Annotated in this window: 20 protein-coding genes; 14 read left to right on the forward strand and 6 right to left on the reverse strand. The window is 71.2% G+C overall.

The features are described 5' to 3' along the window. Positions 1 to 139 precede the first annotated feature (139 nt). The 4 genes from ACQCO7_RS01600 to ACQCO7_RS01615 are packed head-to-tail and all read left to right on the forward strand — an operon-like array spanning position 140 to position 4,699. Positions 140 to 1,549: an ABC transporter substrate-binding protein gene (locus ACQCO7_RS01600; RefSeq protein WP_464070048.1), complete on the forward strand. Its 1,410-nt coding sequence runs from the start codon at positions 140 to 142 to the stop codon at positions 1,547 to 1,549. Beyond that, complete coding sequence (locus tag ACQCO7_RS01605; RefSeq protein ID WP_464070049.1) at positions 1,546 to 2,484, forward strand: carbohydrate ABC transporter permease; 939 nt, start codon at positions 1,546 to 1,548, stop codon at positions 2,482 to 2,484. Before ACQCO7_RS01600 ends, ACQCO7_RS01605 begins: the two co-directional genes overlap by 4 nt. Before the next feature lie 50 nt (positions 2,485 to 2,534). Next, positions 2,535 to 3,347, forward strand: coding sequence for a carbohydrate ABC transporter permease (locus ACQCO7_RS01610; protein ID WP_464077125.1), 813 nt, complete (start codon positions 2,535 to 2,537; stop codon positions 3,345 to 3,347). Further along, positions 3,344 to 4,699: a glycoside hydrolase family 32 protein gene (locus ACQCO7_RS01615; RefSeq protein WP_464070050.1), complete on the forward strand. Its 1,356-nt coding sequence runs from the start codon at positions 3,344 to 3,346 to the stop codon at positions 4,697 to 4,699. Before ACQCO7_RS01610 ends, ACQCO7_RS01615 begins: the two co-directional genes overlap by 4 nt. Here the strand turns inward: ACQCO7_RS01615 and ACQCO7_RS01620 are convergent. From ACQCO7_RS01620 to ACQCO7_RS01630, 3 genes are all read right to left on the reverse strand, one after another. Further along, positions 4,662 to 5,717, reverse strand: coding sequence for a LacI family DNA-binding transcriptional regulator (locus ACQCO7_RS01620; RefSeq protein ID WP_464070051.1), 1,056 nt, complete (start codon positions 5,715 to 5,717; stop codon positions 4,662 to 4,664). The genes ACQCO7_RS01615 and ACQCO7_RS01620 overlap by 38 nt on opposite strands. A 274-nt stretch (positions 5,718 to 5,991) precedes the next feature. Beyond that, positions 5,992 to 6,501, reverse strand: a complete 510-nt coding sequence (locus ACQCO7_RS01625) for a hypothetical protein (RefSeq protein WP_464070052.1) — start codon at positions 6,499 to 6,501, stop codon at positions 5,992 to 5,994. 71 nt (positions 6,502 to 6,572) lie between these two features. Beyond that, positions 6,573 to 6,941, reverse strand: coding sequence for a hypothetical protein (locus ACQCO7_RS01630; RefSeq protein WP_464070053.1), 369 nt, complete (start codon positions 6,939 to 6,941; stop codon positions 6,573 to 6,575). Positions 6,942 to 7,187: 246 nt separating this feature from the next. On the opposite strand from ACQCO7_RS01630, the gene ACQCO7_RS01635 reads away from it, so the two are divergent. From ACQCO7_RS01635 to ACQCO7_RS01645, 3 genes are all read left to right on the forward strand, one after another. Further along, positions 7,188 to 7,670 (forward strand): VOC family protein, encoded by a 483-nt coding sequence (locus ACQCO7_RS01635; RefSeq protein ID WP_464070054.1) that lies wholly within the window; start codon positions 7,188 to 7,190, stop codon positions 7,668 to 7,670. A gap of 58 nt (positions 7,671 to 7,728) precedes the next feature. Then, positions 7,729 to 9,252, forward strand: coding sequence for an MFS transporter (locus ACQCO7_RS01640; protein ID WP_464070055.1), 1,524 nt, complete (start codon positions 7,729 to 7,731; stop codon positions 9,250 to 9,252). A gap of 285 nt (positions 9,253 to 9,537) precedes the next feature. Then, complete coding sequence (locus ACQCO7_RS01645) at positions 9,538 to 10,758, forward strand: metallophosphoesterase (RefSeq protein ID WP_464070056.1); 1,221 nt, start codon at positions 9,538 to 9,540, stop codon at positions 10,756 to 10,758. A gap of 227 nt (positions 10,759 to 10,985) precedes the next feature. On the opposite strand, the gene ACQCO7_RS01650 is transcribed toward ACQCO7_RS01645, so the two are convergent. Beyond that, a complete protein-coding gene (locus ACQCO7_RS01650; RefSeq protein WP_464070057.1) occupies positions 10,986 to 12,593 on the reverse strand; it encodes a glycoside hydrolase family 13 protein in 1,608 nt (535 codons plus the stop codon). Positions 12,594 to 12,611: 18 nt separating this feature from the next. Next, positions 12,612 to 14,912 (reverse strand): hypothetical protein, encoded by a 2,301-nt coding sequence (locus ACQCO7_RS01655; RefSeq protein WP_464070058.1) that lies wholly within the window; start codon positions 14,910 to 14,912, stop codon positions 12,612 to 12,614. Between the two features lie 163 nt (positions 14,913 to 15,075). On the opposite strand from ACQCO7_RS01655, the gene ACQCO7_RS01660 reads away from it, so the two are divergent. Genes ACQCO7_RS01660 through ACQCO7_RS01680 form a run of 5 tightly spaced genes read left to right on the forward strand, consistent with a single transcriptional unit; the run spans position 15,076 to position 20,786 of the window. Beyond that, on the forward strand, positions 15,076 to 16,125 hold the full coding sequence (locus ACQCO7_RS01660) for a LacI family DNA-binding transcriptional regulator (protein ID WP_464070059.1): 1,050 nt from the start codon (positions 15,076 to 15,078) through the stop codon (positions 16,123 to 16,125). Continuing rightward, on the forward strand, positions 16,122 to 17,720 hold the full coding sequence (locus tag ACQCO7_RS01665) for an FAD-dependent oxidoreductase (protein ID WP_464070060.1): 1,599 nt from the start codon (positions 16,122 to 16,124) through the stop codon (positions 17,718 to 17,720). The genes ACQCO7_RS01660 and ACQCO7_RS01665 overlap by 4 nt, the downstream gene beginning before the upstream one ends. A gap of 27 nt (positions 17,721 to 17,747) precedes the next feature. Next, on the forward strand, positions 17,748 to 19,007 hold the full coding sequence (locus tag ACQCO7_RS01670; protein WP_464070061.1) for an ABC transporter substrate-binding protein: 1,260 nt from the start codon (positions 17,748 to 17,750) through the stop codon (positions 19,005 to 19,007). Positions 19,008 to 19,009: 2 nt separating this feature from the next. Next, entirely contained in the window at positions 19,010 to 19,954 is a 945-nt protein-coding gene (locus ACQCO7_RS01675) for a carbohydrate ABC transporter permease (RefSeq protein WP_464070062.1), read from the forward strand. Beyond that, the gene (locus ACQCO7_RS01680; RefSeq protein ID WP_464070063.1) at positions 19,944 to 20,786 is read left to right on the forward strand and encodes a carbohydrate ABC transporter permease; all 843 of its coding nucleotides are present in this window, start codon (positions 19,944 to 19,946) and stop codon (positions 20,784 to 20,786) included. Before ACQCO7_RS01675 ends, ACQCO7_RS01680 begins: the two co-directional genes overlap by 11 nt. Here ACQCO7_RS01680 and ACQCO7_RS01685 read toward each other — a convergent pair. Next, a complete protein-coding gene (locus ACQCO7_RS01685) occupies positions 20,779 to 22,281 on the reverse strand; it encodes an aromatic amino acid ammonia-lyase (protein ID WP_464070064.1) in 1,503 nt (500 codons plus the stop codon). The two genes, ACQCO7_RS01680 and ACQCO7_RS01685, sit on opposite strands and share 8 nt — an antisense overlap. 142 nt (positions 22,282 to 22,423) lie before the next feature. On the opposite strand from ACQCO7_RS01685, the gene ACQCO7_RS01690 reads away from it, so the two are divergent. Together ACQCO7_RS01690 and ACQCO7_RS01695 are read left to right on the forward strand one after the other, a co-directional pair. Beyond that, positions 22,424 to 23,482, forward strand: a complete 1,059-nt coding sequence (locus tag ACQCO7_RS01690; protein ID WP_464070065.1) for an ABC transporter ATP-binding protein — start codon at positions 22,424 to 22,426, stop codon at positions 23,480 to 23,482. After that, positions 23,479 to 24,120: an ABC transporter permease gene (locus ACQCO7_RS01695; protein ID WP_409111897.1), complete on the forward strand. Its 642-nt coding sequence runs from the start codon at positions 23,479 to 23,481 to the stop codon at positions 24,118 to 24,120. The genes ACQCO7_RS01690 and ACQCO7_RS01695 overlap by 4 nt, the downstream gene beginning before the upstream one ends. Position 24,121: the final 1 nt, after the last annotated feature.

Here is a 24,121-nt window from a genome sequence, read left to right on the forward strand (position 1 = left end):
CCGGAACCCTACCCCTAACTCGTTAAAGGTCAACCCTTCCGTACACCCGACTACCCACGCGTACCCATCCCTTGACAGAGCCTCAGCGCGTTCCCATCATCGGGGAGTCAAGTTGGGCTAACACGAGTTAGGTCCGTCGATGACCCACCCGCTCCTCTCCCGCCGGGACCTGATGCGCTACGGCGCGTACGGCGCCGGCACCGCCGCGCTCGCCGGTGTCGCGGCCAACTGGGACCGCCTCACCGGCGCCGACATACCCGGCCGCGACGACGGCTCGCTCGTCATCGCCACCCTGGGTTCCGCCTTCGACCCCGCGACGCAGCGCGCCCTGCGCGACGGGTTCCGCGCCGTCCACCCCGACATCAGGATCCGCATCAACGCCGTGCAGGCGTACGACTGGTCGGACTTCTTCTCCAAGATCCTCACGCAGATCGCGGCGGGCACGGCGCCGGATCTCGTGTACGTCGCCACCGAGGGCGTACAGCTCTTCGCCCAGCGCCTCGGGGTGCCGCTGGACGCGTGGGTGAAGCGGGACGCGGCCGAGCTGCGCCCGTACTTCGCCGACGTCCACCCCTCGCTGGTCGAGTCGATGATGTACGAGGGGAGCCTGTACCAGCTGCCGGTCGAGTTCAACGCGGCCGACATGTACGTCAACAACCAGGCCCTGGAGCGCGCCGGTGCGGCCCTCCCCGGCGACGACTGGGACCGGGACGACTTCACGGCGCTGCTGCGGTCGCTCAAGCGCGCGGGCGGCGACCGGTTCACGCCGTACTTCTGGACGAACCGGCTGTGGGGCGGGGTGGTGCCGTGGCTGTTCGCCAACGACACGAACCTCCTCGCCGAGTCCAAGGCGCCGGGCGGCGACTGGCTCTGGGACGCCTTCTATCCGGAGGCCGAGCGGCGCGGGCGGGGCGGCGGGTACCGGTGGACGACGCCGCAGGCCGACTCCGAGCGGGTCGCGGAGGTGTACGACTACCTCGCCGGGCTCATCCAGGAGGACCTGTGCACGCGGCCCGAGGGGGGTGACGGCCGCAACCTGGTCGGCGTGTTCTCCACGGGCCGGGTCGGGGTGACCCCGGCGGGCGGCTTCTGGGCGGGGGGTCTGCATCTGGCGGGGATGAAGCCGGACGCCTACGACGTCCGGTACTTCCCCCGCTGGCGTACGCGGCGCCACCAGTTCGGCGCCGCCGGGTACGCGCTGCTGCGGACGTCGACGATGCGCGACGAGGCGTGGGAGTTCATCAAGTACACGGCCCGCGAGGACGTCATGACCCGGCTCTTCGCGGCCAACCAGACGACCCCGGCCCGGCGTTCGATGGTGAACGCGGCCCGCTACCGCTCGACCGGGCCGTCCCACTGGCAGACCTTCTACGACACCCTCGACAAGATCCCCTCGACCGGCCCGATCCCGGCTCCGCCGCAGGTCAACGAGGTCGAGCAACTGCTGATCAAGCACACCGGAACCGCGCTGGCGAGCCCCGGCGCGGTACGTCCGGCGCTGCGACGGCTCCAGGGGGACCTGGAGAAGGCCATGGAGCGTGAGCTGTGACGGACACCGAGATCAGACCCGTACGTCCGCTGCCGGTCCCCACCCGGGAGGCGCCCGCCCGCCATCGGGGCAACCGGCTGCTCGCCGTCCTGTTCCTCGCGCCGACCGTCGTCGGGATCGTGGTGTTCACGGTCGTCCCGATCGTCGGGTCGGTCGTGCTCAGCTTCTTCCGGTGGGACGTGATCGACGATCCCAAGTGGGCGGGAGGCGCCAACTACCGGGAGATCCTCACCGATTCGACGGTCCTGGTGTCCTTCCGGAACACGCTGGTGTTCATGGTCCTCGCGGTCGCGCTGCAACTGCTGATCGCGCTGGTGCTGGCGATCGCGGTGAACGGGCGGATGCCGGGGTGGCTGCGGTCGGTGTTCCGGTCGGCGTTCTTCTTCCCGCTGGTGCTGTCCGCCGCGTCCATCTCGGTGGTGATGAAGTACCTGTTCAACCAGGACTTCGGCCCGGTGAACTGGCTGCTGGGCACGGTCGGCATCCCCTCGGTCCCCTGGCTGACCTCGGAGCACGGGGCGATGGCGGCCGTCGTCCTGGCGTACGTGTGGCAGCAGTTCGGGTTCTCGTTCCTGCTGTTCGTCGGCGGCCTCAACACCATCCCGAAGGAGGTCCACGAGGCGGCGGCCCTCGACGGCGCGGGCGGCATCCGCAAACACCTCGCCATCACCCTGCCGCTGCTGTCGCCGACGCTGCTGGTGGCGTCCGTGGTCGGGATCATCAACGCGCTCCAGGTCTTCGAGCAGCCGTACGTCCTCACGGCCGGCGGCCCCGGCGACTCGACGCGCACGGTCGTCATGGTCATCTACGAGACGGCGTTCGAGCAGCTCCGCTTCGGCGAGGCGTCCGCCGTGGGGGTCCTGCTCTTCGTGCTGATCATGGCGGTCACCGCCCTCCAGTTCCGGCTCAGCCGGCGTTACGTCCACTACCAGTGAGCCGGGTGAGTCCCTTGAGTACGTCCTCCCTTCCCGTTTCCGTGGCGCGGATGCGGCCCTGGGCCCGTGTCGCCGGTCTCGCGGTGTGTGCGCTGCTGACGCTCGGTCCGGTGATCTGGACGGTGTCGACGTCGCTGCGGACCCCGGCGCAGTCCTTCGACCTGCCGCCGAAGATCGTCCCGACCGATCCGACGCTCGACGCCTATCGCGGGGTGTTCGACCAGATCGACGTCTGGCTGTACGCGCTGAACTCGACGCTGGTGACCGGGCTGGTCGCGGCCGGTCAGATGGTCACGGCGGGGCTCGCCGGGTACGCGTTCGCGCGCCTCGAATTCCGGTTCAAGAAGCCGCTGTTCGCGCTGGTCCTCGCGACGATGATGGTGCCGTTGCAGGTCACGATCGTCCCCGTCTTCCTGGAGCTGAAGGAGCTGGGGCTGACCGACACCCTGCTCGGGCTGATCGTCCCCGCGTTCCCGACGGCGTTCGGCACGTTCCTGATGCGCCAGTACTTCCTGGGGATGCCGAAGGACCTCGGCGAGGCCGCGATGATCGACGGCGCGGGTCCGTGGCGGGTCTTCCGGTCCGTGTACGCGCCGCTCGCGGCTCCCGGGCTCGCCGTCGTCGGCGTCCTCGCCTTCAACTACCACTGGAACGAGTTCTTCCGGCCGCTGATCCTGGAGACCTCCTCCGAGAACCTCACGCTGCCGCTCGGCCTGGTCTCCCTCCAGGGCAACCTCGGCACCGGCTCGATCTCCGTCGTCCTCGCCGGGGTCGTCCTGTCCATGCTTCCCGCCGTCGCCGTGTTCGTCGTCGGCCAGCGCCCTCTGCGCGAGGGCATCACGTCCGCAGGAGTCAACCGTTGAGTCACCGTCCGCGTTTCCGGGTCCGTCCGCCGGCCAACTGGATGAACGACCCGAACGGGCCCGTGCGTTGGGGAGGCCGCTACCACCTCTTCTACCAGCACAACCCCGAGGCTCCCGTCCATACGAACGTCCACTGGGGGCACGCCTCCAGCCCCGACCTCGCGCACTGGGACGACCACGGGATCGCCCTGCGGCCTGTTCCCGGCGGTCCCGATGAGGCGGGGTGCTGGTCGGGGTGTGTCGTGGACGACGACGGGGTTCCCACGGCCGTGTACTCCGGCATCCGCCACGACCACCGGGGGCTCAGCGCGATCTGCCTCGCCGTCGCCGAGGACGACGAGCTGCTCGTCTGGAAGCAGCTTCCGGTGCCGGTCGTCGCGGGACCGCCGCCCGGCCTGGACGTGACGATGTTCCGGGACCCCTTCGTCTTCCGGTTCGGCGGCCGGCGTTGGGCGTTGGTGGGGGCGGGGCACTCCGACGGTACGCCGTCGGTTCTCGTGTACGACTGTGAGGATCTGTACGCGTGGCGGTTCGCCGGGGTGTTGCTGGACGGGCGGGATCCGGTGGCGGCGCGGGTCTTCGGGGCGCGGGCGGTCGGGTGGGAGTGTCCGCAGCTGTGGGAGAGCGGTGGGGGGTGGACGCTGGCGGTGGCTCTGTGGGACGGGGACCCGATGAGCACGGCGTATCTCGCCGGGCAACTGGTCGAGAGTGGCGGCGAGTTGAGATTCGCGGCGGGTGGGGGCGGTCCGCTGGACCGGGGCCGGGACTTCTACGCCCCCGCCGTTCTCCAGGACGCCGGCCGAACTCTCCTGTGGGGCTGGTCCTGGGAGGCGCGCCCGCGTGAGGAGGTGGAGCGGGCAGGGTGGTCCGGGGTGCTGACGGCGCCCCGGGTGGTGGACCTGCGCGAGGACGGTACGTTGCGTGTCGTTCCGGCGCCGGAACTCGAACTCCTGCGGGCCGCCGGCCCGTTCGGCGCCGGGGCGCTGCCGCCTGCCTACGATCTGCTGGTGACCGCTCGTTCGGCGGCGACGGTGAGGTTGTTGCGGGGGGCGTCCGGGGCCGAACTCACTGTGCGGATCGATCCGTCGGGCGGGACGGTGACGTTGGATCGGGCGGGGTGGCCGCGCAACGGGCGGGACGACGGGGGGTTGCTGATCCTGTCGGTCTTGCCTGGTGGGCCTCTCACCGTGCGGGTTCTCGTGGACGGTTCCCTGCTCGAACTCTTCGTGGGTGACCGGGCCTCGGCGACCGAGCGTGTGTATCAACGGGCCGACGACATCGCGGAGTTGGCCGTGTCCGGAACCGACGTCGAGGTCAGTTGCTGGGAGCTGGGCCCACCGAACCCCGTGTGACGACCGGGCACTCCAGGCGCTGAGTGCTGACAGGGGGCGCGGTCCCGGTGGCGAGGGCGTCGAGGAGGAGGCGGACCGCCGCCTCGCCCATCGCCCGGTGCGGCAACGCGACCGTCGTGAGCGGTGGGGTGAGGAACGCGGACATGTGCTCCTGGTCGTCGTAGCCGACGACGGACAGGTCGGCGGGGACGTCGAGGCCGAGGCGTGCGGCGGCGTGCAGGACGCCTGCCGCGACGCGGTCGTTGTAGCAGACGATGCCGGTGGGGCGCAGCTCGGCGGGGACGCCGTCGAGGAGCCGCAGCGCGCCTTCGTATCCGGCGCTGATCTCGCCTCCCGTCCGGGTGATCCACTCCTTCCGCGCGGTCAGTCCGACCGTCCGCAGCGTGTCCCGGAACCCTCTCAGCCGTTCGGCGGTGGCGATGTCGTCGAGGCCGCCGACGAGCGCGATACGGCGGTGGCCCGCGTCGGTCAGGACACGGGCGGCGCTGCGGCCTCCGGCCCGTTCGGCGGGGATGACGGCCGGCAACGAGCCGTCCTCGGGCAGGCAGTTGGCGAACACGGCGTACGTGCTGTGCAGTCCCTGCGGGACGCGGGCCCGGCGCAGGGACAGGGCGGCGTAGATGATCCCGTCGACCCTGCGGTCGAGGAGTTCCGCGACGGCCGCGTCCTCGGTGGCCGCGTCCTGGCCCGAGTCGACGGTGAGGACGAGGTGGTCGGCGGACCAGGCCGTGTCCATGGCGCCGCGCAGCAGCCGTCCGGCGAAGGGTGAGGTGGCGATCGCGTCCGTGACCAGGCCGATCACAGCGGTACGGCTGCGGCGCAGACCTCGGGCAACGGCGTTCGGCCGATAACCGAGCCGGGCCGCCGCCTCGCGGATCTTCTCCTGCGTCTCGGCGGAGAGGTTGCCCTCGGCGCGCCCGTTGAACACGAACGACACCGCCGTATGGGACACCCCGGCGAGCCGCGCGACGTCCCGCGAGGTCGCCCGCCCGACCCGCACCTTCCCGACCCCGTCCATGCCCGTCCCCACCGACCTCGTCCGACCGGGCCAGCCTACCTGCGAACGGCCCTGACGAGGTCCGCGCCGGCGGGTGCGGGGAGGCGCGGCCCGGCGGGGTGCCGGGAGGCCCGGTTCGCGAGGGGCCCGGAGGGCGGCGGCCCTCTCGCAGGACCGCGAAGAACATGACGGGGACAGTCCGGACACAGACCACGGGTCGGCCGTCCCTGGTCACGGTTGCGGTGCCCCGGTCGGTCCCGGTCGTGGATCGGGCGCCCGCCGGTCAGTGATCTCGTTACCCGATATCGGTGAGGAGCGGCGCGAAGCAGCCGCCGTTCCCCTCGGCGAACGCCGTGAGCAGGGCAGCGGCATTCGCGCGGTCGGTCTCGTCGGGTTCGCCTTCGGCCGGTTCGTCCTCCAGCACCCACATTTCGAGCATGCCGGAGTAGCCGACGAGCACGTCGGGTCCGCCCGCCGCGTCCGGCGCCGATGCGGCGATGCGACGGACCGCGCCTTGCGACGGTCCGCGTTCCTCGGGGTCGCCGGGGCCGAAGGCCATCTTGATGACCTCGTCGAGGTCGATCGCGATGGGCGCGACGACCTGGCCGTCGTACCAAAGGGTGTTCGGCGTGCAGAAGTCGCCGTGGTTCAGTGCCGTGGGTGCCTCGGGCAGGGCGGCCCAGAAGCGGTCGGGCACCCGGCCGAGTCCCTTGGCCTGGGCCGTGGTGAGTTCCCCCGCCGTGACAAGCCGTTCGAGGCCGGCCGCTGCTTCCGCCGGGCTCTGCGGGAAGAACGGAGCCCTCACCGATCGGAACGTGAGGAAGCAGGTACGCGCCCCGGCGTCGGACACCGGTCCGGAGGCCCGTCGCGGGTCTCTCAGCGCTGCCGGCCGTCCGGCGTCCGCAGGCCGAAACCCAGGGTGCGGGACAGCGCGATGCTGGTCAGCCAGCTCATACCGAAGGTGAAGGGAGCCGCTATGTCGTCCGGGCCGTCCCCGAGGAACGAGAAGACGACCATGATCCCGAAGGGGATCGGGGCACGGTTCAGCAGGTTGTGCGGCCGTACGGCCCGGGGAGCGAGCTGACCCCGCTCATGGGCCTGGCCCCATCCCGCGAACCGGGCGAGGAAGGGAAGGGCCGCACCGAAGGCGGCCCCCGGAATCACCCACCCCATGTGCTTGAGCACCTCGAAGACGTCCCAGAGCAGAAGGAACGCTCCCAGCACCCCCCAGAGCACACGCGGCATCAGAGGGGTGGAACTTCTTGCGGCACCGGTGGTTTCGGTCATCAGTACGCGTTTCTCCTGGGTGTCGGGGCTCACGACCGGGTCGGCCGCTCCGGCCGTACGGCACGAGCGATCGGACGACGCCGCATCCGACGGTCACGGGCGTGCGGCCGAAGTCCCGGGCGGCTCACTAGGACAGTGTGCGGCCTACATGGCATCTAACGTCACCACCACGTCGAGCCACTCGCACCCCCAGGAGGCAGTCACATGTCCGTCAAGCCGGTCCCCCAGGGCTACAGCACGGTGACGCCGTGGATCATCTCACGGGACACGGTGCGGCTCATCGACTACATGAAGAGGGCTTTCGGCGCGGAGGAGTTGGCGTGTCTCACGGGCGAGGACGGGGCCGTCGAGCATGCGGAGGTGCGGATCGGTGACTCCGTGGTGATGATGTTCGACGCGCGGCCACAGTGGCCGCCGACCCCCGGCTTCCTCCGCCTGTACGTCGAGGACGCCGACGCCGTACACCGCCAGGCCGTCGCGGCCGGCGGCACTTCGGTCACGGAGGTCACCCACCTGTTCTTCGGGGACCGGGTCGGGCGGGTGAGCGATCCGCTGGGCAACCTGTACTGGATCCAGACCCGCGTGGAGGACCTCAGCCCGCAGGAGATGGAACGGCGCCTGGGCGACCCGGAGTTCACGAAGGCGATGGAGTACGTCCAGAGCGCCGACTTCTTCCCCGCCCGGTAATCCCCTCCCCTTCTCGTTTTCCGTGAAGTATCCGCACCATTTTCTGGAGTTCTCTTTCATGTCCACCGATACCGCGGCGTCCACCGCCATAGCGTCGTCGACCGGTACGCCCGGCCGCGACCGGCACCTCGGGCCGGCCCTGTTCGTGATCGCGGCGGCCCAGTTGATGGTGGTCCTCGACGCCACCATCACGAATATCGCGCTGCCCGCGATCCAGACCGACCTGGACGTCACGGACGCGAATCTCGCCTGGATCGTCAACTCCTACGCGCTGGCGTTCGGCGGTCTGCTGCTGCTCGGCGGCCGGGCCGGTGACCTGTTCGGCCGGCGGCGGATGTTCCGGGCCGGCATCGTCGTGTTCACCCTGGCCTCCCTGCTGGGCGGACTGGCCCCCGGTGAGGGCCTGTTGATCGGCGCGCGGGTTCTCCAGGGCGCCGGTGCGGCGCTCGCCGCGCCCAGCGCGCTCGCGTTGATCACGACGACGTTCCCGCAGGGCAGGCCCCGCAACACCGCGATGGGCGTGTACGCGGCGATGGGCGGCGTCGGCGCCACCGTCGGCCTCCTCCTCGGGGGCACGCTCACCGATCTCCTCGACTGGCGCTGGGTCTTCTTCGTCAACATCCCCATCGGCCTCGCGGTCCTCGCCGGTACGAAGACCTTGGTCGAGGCGGAGCGCCACCCCGGTCGCCTCGACATCCCCGGTGCGATCACCGGTACGGGTGGCCTGATCGCCCTGGTGTACGGCATCACGCGGGGCGGCGAGCACGGCTGGACCGGCACGGTCACCCTGGTCTGCTTCGCTGCCGCCGCCTCGTTGCTCACCGCGTTCCTGCTGCTCCAGGCCCGCACACCCGACGCGATGATGCCGCTGCGTCTGCTGAAGGACCGCAGCCGGTCCGGGAGTTACGCGACGATGCTGTTCCTCGGCGCGGGCATGTTCGCCACGTTCTACTTCCTGACCCTCTACATGCAGCTCATCCTCGGCTACAGCGCCGTGCGGACCGGTTTCGCCTACCTGCCCTTCAGCTTCGGCATGGCGGTGGCGGCCGGTGTCAGCTCGAAGCTGGTCACCCACTACGCGCCCCGTCTCATCGCGGGGCCCGGTCTGCTCGTCGGCGCGGGCGGCATGTTGTGGTTCGCCGCGCTGGAGCCCGGCTCCTCCTACGCCGGGCAGCTGGCGCCCGCGATGTTCGTCACCGCTCTCGGGCTCGGCATGAGTTTCGTCCCGATGACCCTCGGCGCGGTCAGCGGCGTCGCCCACCACGACACGGGCATCGCCTCCGCCCTGCTGAACACCGCGCAGCAGATCGGTGGCGCCCTCGGCCTGGCCGTCCTGTCGACGATCGCCACCTCGGCGGCCGACGACAAGCTCCCGCACGCGGCGGCCTCCCTCTACCAGGGGCGCGCCGCCGAGGACTCCGGTCTGATCGCCCGCGCCGGCGACGCGGTGACCCACGGCTACACCGTCGCCTTCGCCGCAGCGGCCGTCATGTTCCTGGCGGGCCTGCTCATCACCGCGCTGGCCGTCGACGCCGGACGCCAGCACACCGGGGACGACGCACCCGCCGTCCACATGGGCTGACTCCCGAGGAGGGGCTGCCCGCCGACCGCTCGGCCGGGCGACTCGCGTACCGAAGGAGGCCGGGGCCGGGTAGGCGTGGTGCACGGCAGGCACGGAGACCGCAGGGTCCGCGCCTGCCGTGTTCCCGTCTCCGCTGCCCGACGGCACGGTGACCGAACTGACCGCGAACGGGCCGGTGACAGCGGCTCGCCGGTACCCGGTGACTCCCGCGCAGGGGCGTGAACACCGGTCCGTGGGCGACCGGATACAGTGCGCGGGACGGCAGCCCGGTCTGTGAGGGGAAGCGTGACCGACACCAGCGACACCCGGCCCACCGACAGTGAAGCGCGAGCGCCACGGCAGAGCCGGCTGCTCCGCCTGATGCGCTACCTCCCGCTGATCGCCCCCGTCCTGCTGTGGGCCGTGCCGTACGGGGTGCTCCTGCACACCGGCCAGCACTGGCCGCTGCCCGTCACGCTCGCCGGTACCGCCCTGTTCGTCCTCGGTCTCGCCGGCATGCCGCTGGCGATGGCGCGCGGCCACGGCCAGCGCCAGCAGGACGGGGCGGCGATCGTCGGCGACACCCTGCTGGGCATGAGCTGGGTCCTGTTCACCTGGTCCGTCCTCCTCGGCGTCCTGCTGCGGCTCGCCCTGACCGTGGCCGGCGTCGGCGACGGCCAGGACCGGGCCCGCATCGTCACCTGGGCCGTCCTCGGCGTGAGTGCCGTCCTGCTCGCCTGGGGGTACGCCGAGGCCCGCCGAGTACCGCGTGTGCGCCGACTCGACGTGCGACTCCCGCGCCTGGGTGCGGGGTTGGACGGCCTGCGCGTCGTCCTCATCACCGACACCCACTACGGCCCCCTCGACCGGGCCCGCTGGTCGGCACGGGTGTGCGAGACGGTGAACACCCTGGAGGCCGACCTGGTCTGCCACACGGGCGACATCGCGGACGGCACGGCCGAGCGGCGCCGTGCCCAGGCCGCCCCGCTGGCGACCGTGCGGGCGACTCACGCGCGGGTGTACGTCACCGGCAACCACGAGTACTACAGCGAGGCCCAGGGCTGGGTCGACCTGATGGACGAGCTGGGCTGGGAGCCGCTGCGCAACCGCCATGTGCTGCTGGAACGCGGGGGCGACACCCTGGTGGTCGCCGGTGTGGACGACGTCACCGCCGAGTCCTCCGGTCTGGCCGGCCACCGCGCCCACCTCGCCGGGGCCCTGGACGGCGCCGACCCCGGCCTGCCCGTCCTGCTCCTGGCGCACCAGCCCAAGTTCGTCGACCGGGCGGCAGCCGGCGGCATCGACCTCCAGCTCTCCGGTCACACCCACGGCGGCCAGATCTGGCCCTTCCACCATCTGGTCCGCCTCGACCAGCCCGCCCTCGCCGGGCTCACCCGCCACGGCCCCCGCACCCTGCTCTACACCAGCCGCGGCACCGGCTTCTGGGGCCCGCCCTTCCGCGTCTTCGCCCCCAGCGAGATCACCCTGCTCGTACTGCGCTCCCCGCACCTGCCCGCCGTGGCGTAGGGCGACGGGACAGTGCCCGGCGGGACGGGGGCCGGCGGGACGGGGCCGGGCCACCCTGCCCGGCAAGGCCCCGCGTGGCCCGGCCCAGCCAGGAAGCCCGGCCCACAGCATCCGGAAGGGGCCCCGTTCGCAGGATGCGAGGCCACCCGGCCCGGCGGGACCCCGGAAGGCCCGGTTCGCAGGGTCCAGGAGGGGCCCGGTTCGCCGGGTCCGGGAAGTCCGGCCGTCTACACCGCGAGCCACACCGCCTGGTCCGGCGCCAGCGCGTCCCCCTCGACCGGCCCGCTCGCCAGCAGGACCCCGGCGTGCTCCGGCAACTCGTACGGCTCCCCCGACAGGTTCACCACGCACACGAACCCCGGTTCACGGCGGAACGCCAGAACACCGGCCGGTACCGTGTCGTCCAGCCACGTCAACTCGCCGTCCCCGAGGGCGGGTTGCTCGCGGCGTACCCGCAGAGCCGTCCGGTACAGCGCCAGCATCGAGTCCGCGTCGCCACTCTGCGCGGCCACCGTACGCGGCGCCCAGTCGTCAGGCTGCGGCAGCCACGGCGCGGCAGAACCCGCAGGGCTGAAGCCGTACGGCGTCCCCGTCCCCGACCACGGAATCGGCACCCGGCACCCGTCCCGCCCCCGCTCGGTGCGCCCGGACCTCTCCCACACGGGGTCCTGGAGGACAGCCTCGGGAAGGTCCTCCACCTCGGGCAGCCCCAACTCCTCCCCCTGGTAGACATAAGCCCCGCCGGGCAGCGCAAGGGTCAGCAGCGCAGCGGCCCGCGCGCGCCGGGTTCCGAGCGCGAGGTCGGCCGGCCCTGCCGGGACGTACGACTCGTTCGCCACCCACTTCCGCGCGGCCTTGCGCCCGTACCGGCTGGCGTGGCGCATGACGTCGTGGTTGGACAGCACCCACGTCGCGGGAGCCCCCACCGCCCCCAGCGTCGCGAGCGTGTCGTCGATGACCGCGCGCAGGTCCTTCGCGTCCCAGTCGGTCATCAGGAAGTCGAAGTTGAAGGCGGTGTGCAGGACACCGGGGCTGACGTACGCGGCGAGGCGTTCGGGCGTGTCCGTCCACGCCTCGGCGACGAAGGCACGGTCCCCGGGGTACTCGTCGGCGAGCCTGCGCCAGGCGCGGTAGATGTCGTGGACCTCGTCGCGGTCCCAGAAGGGATGGACGACACCCTCGGAAACCTCGGGGAGTTCGGGGTCCTTGACCAGACCGTGCGCGACGTCGATGCGGAACCCGTCCACGCCCCGATCGAACCAGAACCGCAGGACGGACTCGAACTCGGCGTGCACGTCCGGGTGTTGCCAGTTCACATCCGGCTGCTGCGGCGTGAAGAGGTGGAGATACCACTCCCCGTCGGCGACCCGCGTCCAGGCGGGCCCGCCGAACCGGGAGTCCCAGCCGTTGGGCGGCAGCGCACCGCCGGGCCCGCGTCCGGGCCGGAAGATGTACCGTTCGCGTTCCGGACTCCCGGGCCCCGCAGCCAACGCCGCCCGGAACCAGGCATGTTGGTCGGAGGAATGGTTCGGCACGATGTCCGGCACGATCCGGATCCCCAACGCGTGCGCCTCGTCGATGAGTTGCTCAGCCTCGGCGACCGTCCCGAACAGCGGGTCGATCTCACGGTAGTCGGCGACGTCGTAACCATGGTCGGCCATCGGCGACTTGTACCAGGGGTTGATCCACAGGGCGTCCACGCCAAGGGACTTGAGGTACGGCAGCCGGGACCGGATCCCGGCGATGTCGCCGACACCGTCCCCGTTCCCGTCGGCGAAACTGCGGATGTAGACCTGGTAGATGACGGCGTCGCGCCACCAGGGAGGAGTGGACACAGCGGGCTCCTTCGGGCGTCAGGCGAGTGTGTTGTCCGTACGCGGCACGAGGCCGTAGTAGATCCTCGGCGCCCCGTCCAGTGTCAGCGAAGCCTTCCCGTTCGTGACGGGGATCTGCCGGACCTGCCCGACGGCGTCCACCTGCCGGACGGCACCTGGCGCGGCGGCGACGAGGGTGGTCTTGGTGGGCCAGGGGTCGGTCCACACCTCGGGGGCGGGGAAGTGCCAGTCGGTGCGCTGGCCGGTGGTGTTGAGGAGATAGCCGTCGGCCCGGTTCCACAGGACGACCGCCGGTCCGGCAGGCGTGTCGAACCACAGACCGAACGTCTTCGGGTCGGCGAAGGTCAACTTGCCCCGGAAGGTGGCCTGATCGAGGGCGCGGGCGGCGGTCGCGTAGGCGAGGAGCGACGGCTTCGGGCTGAGGTCGCGGTTCATCAGGCCGTAGTGGTACTCGACGTTGTCGGGGTCGGCGACCTGCGGCATACCGAGGACGCTGTCGTGGAACTGGTACCAGCACACGCATTTCACGCCTTCGGCCTTGGCGAGCGCGAGCGTCAGAAACACGTTCTCGGCGGCGTGCCGGTACGTGTCGTGCCACCAGCTGTTGGGCTTCGTCGGCGCGTACGCCTCGGTGAGCCAGATCTCCTTCTCGCCGTGCTGCGCCATCAGCGCCTTCAACTGGCGCAGCCCGCCGGAGAAGTTCCAGTACGTGCCGTCGCCCCCGGTGCTCCAACTGTCGCCCGGCGGAATGTAGTCGGGGGTGAAGTTGCCGCGTCCCGGGTGGTAGGCGAAGGCGTCGATGAGGTCCCAGCCGCCCGCCGCGATGAAGTTCTCCACCCACGGCTTGTCCATGCCGGCCAGGCCGTTGTTCATCAGCTTGATCGTGGCGCCGGTGGCCGCACGCCGGTCGAAGACGGGGCGCAGCGCCTTGTCGAGGTAACTCTGCGCCGCGTCACCGGTGTTGAAGGGCCGGTTCAGCTCGTTGCCGACCTCGAAGTACCCGGCTCCCGCGCCGACGGCCACCGCCAGGTTGTCCGCCGCCCAGCCGGCCGCTGCGGCATCGGTGGCCTCAAGCGTCGGCTGGAGTTCGATGTTGTGCCGCATGCCGCGCGCGTCGAAGGCGGCGGGCGGGAGCCCGGGCCCGCCGTCGTACGCGATCCGCACCAGGCTGACGCCGGCCTTCTGCCACAGGTCAAGGACGGCGGTGGCGTTCGGGCGTTGCAGCCAGGGGTAGTTGGCCATGCCGAACATGCTGCCCGCGCCGGCCTGGTAGGTGTACGGCGGCAGCACCGCGAGGTTGGTGCGGGCGAACGCCTCGTCGCCGCCCGATCTGACGGCGACCTCGGCGAGGGCGATACCGGAGGCGGGCGCCCCCAGGGTGAAGGTGTGCCCCCAGGTGGAGTCGGCGGCGACGGTGCCGGTCACGGTCGTCGCGGCGAGCATCACGCCGTCGAAGTTCCTTACCCACAGCTCCAGTTCGACCGTCTTGGCCGCGCCGCCATTGGCAACGAGGGCGGTGAGTGCGATCTGTTCGCCGGGGGTGTCGTAGAGGTTGAAGTCGCGGTTCGTGGTGAGTTCGAGGCCGAGTTCGCGGCCCCGGCCGATGGTGGCGGTGGCCGAGGGGCGGGTCTCGGAGAAGTAGAAGTCTGCGCGGCTGGTCCAGCCTCCGCCAGAAGCGGCCGTACCCGGGGCGTGGATCCAGGTCGCGTTCGTCCATGCCTGGCGGGAGCGGTCGAGGAGGAAGAGGCCGTGCAGGGCGGTGCCCCAGGTGGAGGTGTGGGCGACGCCGAGGGTCTCCTCGTACGGGATGCCGCCGCCCGCGTCGCGGACCCATTCGGTGACGGGGATGTAGTCGTCGGGTGCGGTGGGCGCCTGGATCGCGCGGCTGAACAGAAAGCCGTCGGGGACGAGGGTCGCCGCGCCGGTGACGTGCCATTCCAGGGCGGCGTGGGAGGTGCTGACGGTGAACCAGCCGGTCACGGTGACGGCGGTGTCGAAGGTGTAGTCCATGCGGATCGCCGGGGTGCCGTCGGGGAGCGCGCTCAGGGTCGGAGTACCGCCGGTCGAGACGTGGATGCCGGTGACGCTGTCCTTGACCTGGAACTTCGACCCGGCGGACCGGGTGACTCCGGCGCCGTCGCGGATCGCGAGCCGGCCGCCGGGACTGGCCAGCAGGCTGATGCCCCCGGCGGTCAGCGTGACGTCGCCCGCCGCCGCGTACGCGGTGACGGGGGTGGACTCGGCGACGAGGACGACGCCTGCGGCGAGGGCAGCGCCGAGGAAGCCCCGGCGGCCGAGAGGGGATCGGGAGAAGGTCATCGTCTGCTCCAGTCAAGCGTCTGATAATGCCTATCTTCAGATTCGTTAACGACACGTTTCCAGCCGGTCACTCTGCTGTCAACGGGTACTTGTCAGGAGATCCGGCGTGAACTACGGTCATCGCTCAGAGATTGAAGATAGGCATTATCACGATGGAGGAGCGATGGCGTCGAGACCTCGCCGTGTCACGCAACGCGAGATCGCGGAGCTGGCGGGCGTCAGTCAGACCACCGTGTCGGTGGTACTGAACGACCGCGACGGCTCGAACGTGCGGGTCCCCGAGGCCACCCGGGCGCGGGTCAAGCAGGCCATGGAGCAGCTCGCCTACGTCGCCGACCCCGCCGCCCGCAGGCTCGCCGGTCTGGACAACCAGATCATCGGCGTCTTCACGTACGAAGCGGCGCTCTCCCCGGAGAGCATGGACTTCTACGGCCCGCTCCTGAACGGCATCGAACGGGCCGCCGAGCAGATCGGCTGGGACCTGCTGTTCTTCACGTCCTCGCCGGTCGAGAACGGCACCCGCAGCCTCTTCCACCGCAAGACGCGCCTCAGGCTCACCGACGGCTGTGTCCTGCTGGGCCAGCAGATGGTCGCCTCCGAGCTGGAGCGGCTGGTCGCCGAGCAGTTCCCGTTCGTGGCGATCGGCCGCCGGGACGAGACGGCCGCCCCCGTGCCGTACGTCGCCATCGACTACACGACCCCGACGACCGCGCTGATCGACCAGGCCGCAGCCATCGGTCACGAGCAGGCGCTGTACGTCCACCGGGGCCGCGACACGCCGACCGCGCGGGACCGGCGCGACGCCGTCGAGTCCGCGTCGGCGCAGGGCCGGCTGGCGTTCCTGCTGGTCGGCGAGGAGCGGATCGCGGACCTGCCCCGGCTGGCGCGGGCCACCGGGGCCACGCTGATCATCGCCGAGGACGCTTTCCTCGCCGAGGACGTCGCGCACGCGCTGTTCGGGGCCGGGGTCGCCGTACCGGAGGAGATCTCGGTCGCCGCGCTCGGTGAGGTGCGCGGTCATCGGGTGGAGGGGCGGACGCTCGCCGGGTTCCACGTGCCCCGGCAGCGGTTGGCGGCCGAGGCGCTCGACCTGCTCCAGCTCCTGATCTCCACCGACCCGCAGGAGTGGGACGGACTGGAGAGGGAGCGGCTGCTGATCGCCGAGGTCGAGCCCGGGGACACCATCGTCGCGCGGACGGAGTCGACGTCATGACCGGCCGGATCACGACCGAGGTGGCGATCGTCGGCGGGGGTCTCGGTTCCGTCGCCGCCGCGCTGGCGCTCCTGGAGCAGGGCCGGCGGGTGGTGCTGACCGAGGAGTACGACTGGCTCGGCGGCCAGTTGACCTCGCAGGCCGTGCCGCCCGACGAGCACATCTGGGTCGAGCGGTTCGGCGTCACCGCGCGCTACCGGGCGCTGCGGGAGGGCATCCGCCGCTACTACCGCGACCACTACCCCCTGACCGCCGCCGCCCGCGCCGACCGCGAACTCAACCCGGGGCGCGGCCGGGTGAGCAGGCTGTGCCACGAGCCCCGGGTCGCGCACGCGGTGATCACCGCGCTCCTCGCGCCGTACCGCTCGACCGGCCGCCTCACCGTCCTGCAACCGGCGGTCCCCGTGGCCGCCGACGTACACGACGACGTGGTCCGCAGCGTCACCGTCGCCGATCCGCGCACCGGCGCCGAGACGGTGATCGCCGCCGAGTACGTCCTCGACGGCACCGAGACCGGCGATCTGCTGCCGCTGACGGGGACGGCGTACGTCGTCGGGGCCGAGGCGCGGTCCGAGACCGGGGAGCCGAGCGCGCCCGAGACGGCCGATCCCGGGAACGTGCAGTCGATCGCGTGGTGCTTCGTCTTCGACCACGTCGCCGGGGACCACACCATCGAGCGGCCGGACGACTACGACTACTGGCGGTCCTTCGAACTCCCCTTCTGGGGTGCGCCGATGCTGTCGTTCACGGCGCCGGACCCGCGCACCCTCGTGCCGGAACAGCGGACGATGAACGTCAACCCGGAGGGGGACGCCACCGGGGATCCCCGGTTCGACGCCGGGGACCGGGATCTGTGGCAGTTCCGGCGGATCGCCGCCCGGCAGAACTTCGCCGAGGGGTTCTACGAGAGTGACGTCGTGCTGGCCAACTGGCCGCAGCTCGACTACGTGGGCGGCTCGATCATCGACACCGATGCCCGGCAACGGCACCTGGACGCCGCGAAGGCGCAGTCCCGGGCGTACGTGTACTGGCTCCAGACCGAGGCGCCCCGCCCGGACGGGGGGCGGGGGTGGCCGGGGCTCAGGCTGCGCGGGGACCTGGTCGGTACGGCCGACGGGTTCGCGCAGGCGCCGTACATCCGCGAGTCGCGGCGGATCAGGGCGCTGACGACCGTGCGGGAGCAGGACGTCTCCGTCAAGGTCCGGGGCGACGCCGGGCCCGCGCGGTTCGAGGGGTCGGTCGGGGTCGGGATGTACCGGATCGACCTGCACCCCTCGACCGGCGGCGACAACTACATCGACGTCGAGTGCGCGCCGTTCGAGATACCGCTCGGCGCCCTCGTACCCGTATCCACCCGCAATCTGGTGCCGGCCGCCAAGAACATCGGCACCACCCACATCACCAACGGCGCCTACCGGCTGCACCCGGTCGAGTGGAACGTCGGTGAGTCGGCCGGGGAGCTCGTGGCGTACTGCCTCGACCTCGGCCTGAGCCCTCAACAGGTGGCGGCGGACGAGCAGCTCGTCGAGCGCCTCCAGGGCCGGTTGACCGGGGCCGGGATCGAACTCCACTGGCCCGAGATCGCCGGGTACTAGCCAACTCCCAGACGAAAGACGCACGCCATGAACAGAACCAGAACGCTGGTCGGCGCCCTCGCGCTGATGGTGACAGCGGCTTGCAGCGCCTCCACCGACGGCTCCGGGGCCACGGACGCCAAGGACGTCAAGCTCCGGATGACGGTCTGGACCTCGAACCAGGACCAGCTCAAGCTGTTCGACTCGATCGCCGCCGCCTACCGCGCGCAGCACCCCGACGTCTCGTCGATCACCTTCGAGAGCCTGCCCTTCGACGCCTACAACACGACCCTCACCACCCAGATCGCCGGCGGCAACGCCCCCGACCTGGTCTGGATGGGCGACCTGTCGCGGGACCTGATCGCCGCCGACGCGCTGGTGGGCCTCACCGACAAGCTGAAGTCGACCGCCGACTGGCAGTACGACGACCTGGAGGCCAGCGCCACCAAGGAGTTCAGCCGGGACGGCACGCTGTACGCGTACCCGTTCTCGACGTCGCCGTTCGCGCTGTACGTCAACACGGACCTGCTGGCGAAGGCCGGTCAGCGGGTCGACCCGAAGAACCTGACGTGGGACCGGGTCGCAGCCGCCGGGGCCGCCGTCAACAAGGCGACCGGGAAGGCCGGTTTCGTCGTCCGGGACTTCGACTACAAGGCGTGGAACACCCTCGCCACGGTGTGGACCGGCTTCGGCGCCTCCGCGTGGAGCGAGGACGGCAAGAAGTGCGCGTTCACGAGCCCGCAGATGCGGCAGGCGTTCACGTTCCTGCACGACGCGGCGTTCAGGACGAAGGCGATGCCGGGGCCGGGGACGACGGCCGACTTCTTCGCCGGTGACTCCGCGTTCACCGTCGCGCAGGTGTCCCGCGCCTCGCTCCTCACCGGCAAGTTCAAGTACGCCCTGTACCCGCTCCCGGCGGGTCCGGCCGGGCAGCACTCGGTCATCGGCCAGGCCGGGGTGGGCGTCCTGTCCGCGAGCAGGCACAAGACGCAGGCCACCGACTTCCTCGCCTACCTGACCAACCCCGCGAACTCGGCGAAGCTCGCGCGCTTCTTCCCGCCGCCGCGTAAGTCCCTGCTCACCGGCGCGAAGCTCGCCGCCGACAACAAGGTCCTGACCGCCGAGCAGCTCCAGACGGCCGTGGTCGACCAGCTCCCGAACGCCGTCACCCTCCCCAACCACACCAACCCCGCCGAGATCGCCCAGCGCGGCAAGACGGCGCTGGACGCGATGTGGAAGGCCGACGCGGACATTCCCGCCGTACTGAAGTCGGTCTGTTCCGCGATCGAACCGGTCCTGGCCAAGTAGCCATGGCCACGCTCACGCCTTCGCGGGTGCAGGCCAAGGCCCCCGGCACCACCGCCAAGCCGCCGTACTGGACGACCCGCCGCCGGGACGTCCTCGCCGGCTACCTGTTCATCGCGCCGCAGCTCGTCGGGGTCCTGCTGTTCGTGCTGATCCCGGTCGGGCTGGCGGTCTGGTACAGCCTCAACGACTGGAACGTCTTCACCGGCGAGCAGACCTTCGTCGGCGCCGACAACTACGCGGCCCTCGCCGACGACCCCCAGCTCCCGTCCGTCCTGGGCGCGACCGCGCTCTTCTGCGGCGGGGTCGTGGTCCTCAACATCGGCCTGGGACTGCTGCTCGCGGTCCTCCTCAACCGGCGGTTCCGGGGTGCGACGTTCTTCCGGACCCTGTTCTTCTCCCCCGTCGTGGTCTCCGTCGTGGCGTGGACCCTCGTCTGGGGGTTCCTCCTCCAGGACAACGGCGCGATCAACAGCCTCCTCGACGGCGTCGGCATCGACGGGCCGAACTGGCTCCAGCACGGTGACACCGCGATGGTCTCCGTGATCGTGACGCAGGTGGTCCGGAGCGTCGGCGTCAACATGGTGCTCTTCCTCGCCGCGCTGCAAGGTGTGCCGGCGCAGCTGTACGAGGCCGCGCGCATCGACGGCGCGGGGAGCAGGGTGATCTTCACGCGGATCACGCTGCCGCTGATCTCGCCGACGCTGCTGCTGACGGCGATCATCACGGTCGTCGGGGCGCTCCAGTCGTTCGCGCAGATCGCCGTACTGACCGGTGGCGGGCCGGAGTTGAGCACGACCGTGCTCGTCTACTACGTCTTCCAGCAGGCGTTCGAGTTCAACCACATCGGGTACGGCTCGACGCTCGCGCTGATGCTGTTGTCGTTCGTCATGCTGCTGACGCTGGTGCAGTGGCAGTTGCGCCGGAAGTGGGTGTTCCATGAGGAGTAGGCCGAGTCCCGTGCTGCGGCGGGTGCTTCTGGTGGTGGCGCTCGGGGTGCTGGCGATCCCGTTCGTGGTGCCGACGGTGTGGATGGTGGCGGCGTCCGTGAAGCCGCTGCCGGAGATCTTCAAGGCGCCGCCGTCGCTGTGGACGTCCGATCCCACGTTCTCCGCGTACCGGGAGGCGTTCGACTTCCAGCCGTTCGCCCGGCAGTACGCGAACAGCGTCTACATCGCCGTCCTGGTCACGCTGATCACGCTGCTGGTGTCGAGCCTCGCCGGGTACGCGTTCGCGCGGATCAGGTTCCCCGGTGCCAACGCCCTGTTCCTGGTCGTGCTGGCGGGGCTGCTGGTGCCCAGTGAGGTGACGATCGTCCCGTTGTTCCAGATGTTCAAACAGGTCGGGATGATCAACACGCACTGGCCGCTGATCCTGGTCACCGCGCTCGCCGGGCCCTGTGTGCTGGCCACCTTCGTCATGCGGCAGTTCTTCATCGCGCTGCCCGCCGAACTGGAGGAGGCGGGGCGGCTCGACGGGCTCGGGCGGCCGGCCATCTGGTGGCGGATCTTCCTGCCGCTGGCGAGGCCCGCGCTGTCGGCGGTGGCGATCCTGACGTTCCTGACGTCGTGGAACCTGTACCTCGAACCGACGGTGTACCTGACCTCGCCCGAGCTGTTCACGCTCCCGCAGGCCCTGACCCGGTTCACGGACTCCTACGGCGGCGAGATGTGGAACACCCAACTGGCCGCCGCCACCATGACGGTTCTGCCGGTGCTGGTCGTCTTCGTCGTCGCTCAGCGGCAGTTCGTGGAGGGGCTGGCGCACTCGGGGCTCAAGTGACCGTCCGGTCCCCCCGCCAGATCTCCGTGAACCGGCCCAGCAGCCGGGCCGCCGCACCCACGTCGTCCGTGAGGGGACGGTCGGCGTGTTCGGCGTCGAGGGCCTTCTCCGCCAGCGCCAGGGCCCGGGCGACCGGCAGGTCCGCTTCGGGGCGCAGGTCGCGCAGGCGCAACGCCCGTACGGCGGCGACGAGTTCGCACCCCACGACGAGCCGGTACGCCGCGCAGGCGCGCAGGGCCTGCCGGGCGGCGAGGGACGCGAAGCTGGCCTGTTCCTCGACGCCCCGGGAGAGCACGGCGTGGCCGAGGGAGGCGGGGGCACAGAAGGCGCGCAGGTCGCCGAGGGCGGCGCCGGCGGCGTACTCCAGGATCATCACGCCGGAGGAGCCGGGCCGGTCCTCGGCGAGGAAGGGGCGCAGGCGGGTGTAGGCGGGTTCGTTGAGGGTGGAGAGGCGGGCCGTGGAGAGGCGGGCGACCTGGACCAGTGAGAGCCTGAAGTGGTCCAGGGCGAGGGCGAGTTGGGCCTGGTAGAAGCCGCCGTGGTGGTAGGCGGCCTGGTCCTCGGGGCAGATGAGGGGGTTCTCGGCAGCCGCGTTGATCTCGATGCCGAGGACGGCCTCCAGGGCGTCGGCGGCTTCGTGCGCGGGGCCGTGGATCTGGGGCAGGCAGCGGAAGCCGTAGGGGTCCTGGATGCGTCCGAGGGGCGGTACGGGACGGTCCTCGGCGCCGATCAGCTCCCGCATCCGGCGGGCGACTTCGACGGAGCCCCGGTGCGGGCGGGCCGCGTGCACGGGGGCGGCGTACGCCTCGTGGGAGCCGTCCACGGCGAGCAGGGAGAGCGCGGCGACGACCTGGGTGGCCTCCAGCAGTCCGCGCAACTCGGCGACGGCCAGGGCGGCTTGGCCCAGGGTCAGGGCGTTGCTGCTGATGAGGGCCAGCGCGTCGTTGTTGTCGAGGGGCTGGGGTTCGGGTGCGCCGGCGCCGCGCCAGGGGTGTTCGCCGGCCAGCGCGAGTCCGACCTGGGCGAGGGCCGCGAGGTCTCCGGTGCCGACCGATCCGAACTCGTTGACGACGGGGTGGGCGCCGCTCTCCAGCGCCTCGCACAGCGCGGTGACGACGTCGGGGCGCAGGCCGGCCCCTCCGGCGAGGATCTGGTTGGCTCGCACGGCGAGCATCGCGCGGACCTGCCGGGCGGGGAGTTCCTCGCCGATGGCTCCGGCGTGGCTGCGCAGGAGGCGCAGCCCGTGGGCGGCGGCCTCCTCGGTGGGGACGTCCTCGCCGCGGTTGGCGCCGACGCCGGTGGAGCGGCCGTAGACGCGTCCGGTCGCGGCGATCTGGCGGGCGGCGTCCCAGACGTCGGCGGTGCGGCGCATCGCGTCGGTGCCGGGGACCGGCCGGGCGGTGCCGTCGGCGAGGCGGACGACGTCCGGGACGCCGAGGGCGGTGCCGTCGAGGACGACCACGCCGTTCGCTGTGTCCAGAATCCGAGACGACATTGAAGAGATAACCTCCCAGATGCGGACACTTAGTCTCACTCACCGATCATCCGCCACGATGGATCAGCGCTGAACCGTTGACAAATTATTCAGTCACGATGAACTCTGCATGATGTTATGCATCCCGGGCAAGGGGCACCACATGATCCAATTCGACGCGGTCCACAAGCGCTTCCCCAACGGCACGACAGCGGTGCACGACCTCACGCTGGACATGCCCGAAGGCGGCGTGACCGTCCTGGTCGGCTCCTCCGGCTGCGGCAAGACCACCACGCTGCGCATGATCAACCGCATGGTGGAGCCGACCTCCGGCACCATCGAGGTCGCGGGCAAGGACGTCACCCGCCAGGACGCGGCCGACCTGCGCCGCTCCATCGGCTACGTCATCCAGCAGTCCGGGCTCTTCCCGCACCGCACGGTCCTCGACAACATCGCGACCGTCCCCCTGCTGCTCGGCCACGGCCGCCGCAAGGCCCGCGCCCGCGCCGGCGACCTCCTGGAGACCGTCGGCCTGACCCCCGAGGTCGGCAAGCGCTACCCCCACCAGCTCTCCGGCGGCCAGCAGCAGCGTGTCGGCGTGGCCCGCGCGCTCGCCGCCGACCCGCCGGTCCTGCTCATGGACGAGCCCTTCGGCGCGGTCGACCCCGTCGTGCGCACCCAGCTCCAGGACGAACTCCTGCGCCTCCAGAAGGAGTTGAGCAAGACCATCGTCTTCGTCACGCACGACATCGACGAGGCCGTCCGGCTCGGCGACAAGATCGCCGTCTTCCGCACCGGCGGCCACCTCGTGCAGTGCGCCTCCCCCGCCGAACTGCTCGCCCGCCCCGCCGACGACTTCGTGGCCGGGTTCCTCGGCGCCGAGCGCGGCCTGAAGCTGCTGTCGCTGAAGAACCTCGCGGACGTCCCGCAGGGCCAGGCCCCCGAGGGCGGCGACTGGCGCCTCGTCCTCGACGCGGCCCGCAGGCCGCAGCACTGGAAGTCCCGCGACGCCGAGCTTCCCGTACGGCCGCTCAAAGACACGGACTCCCTGCTCGCCGCGCTGGACGAGTCCCTCGCCTCCCCCACCGGCCTGGTCGCGCGCGTCGACGCCGACGGCGTCCTCACCGGTGTCAGCTCGCGCGACGACATCCACGACCGCGCGGGCCACGCCCACACCGAGGCGCGGACGGCGGGCCACACGCACGAGGGCGAGGCCGCGTGAGCGTCGACTGGTCCTGGATCGCGGACCACACCGACGAGCTCACCACCCTCACGGTCTCCCACCTCCAGGCCGCGCTCACCGCCGTCCTGCTCGGCCTGCTGATCTCGCTGCCGCTGGCCGTGCTCGCGCACCGGGTCCGCGCCCTGCGCGGCGTCCTCCTCGGGATCTCCAACATCCTGTTCACCATCCCGTCCATCGCGATCTTCGTGCTCCTGCTGCCGGTCAGCGGCCTCACCCGCACCACGACCGTCATCGGCCTGACCGTCTACACCCTGGTCGTCCTGCTGCGGAACACCGTCGAGGGCCTCGACTCGGTGCCCGCGAAGACCAAGGAGGCGGCCGTCGCGATGGGCACCCGCCCGCTGCGCGTCCTGCTCACCGTCGAGCTGCCCCTCGCGCTCCCCGTGATCATGGCCGGGGTCCGGATCGCCACCGTGATGTCGATCTCCCTCGTCTCCGTCGCCACCTACATCGGCGACGGCGGACTCGGCCAGCTCTTCACCGACGGCTTCCAGCGCGACTTCCCGACCCCGGTGATCGCGGGCGTGGTCCTCACGATCCTGCTCGCCGTCGTCGCGGACGCCGCGCTGGTCGCCGTCCAGTACGTCCTCACCCCGTGGAAGAGGCGGCGAGCCTGAC

The sequence above is a fragment of the Streptomyces saintjeani genome (assembly GCF_055409605.1).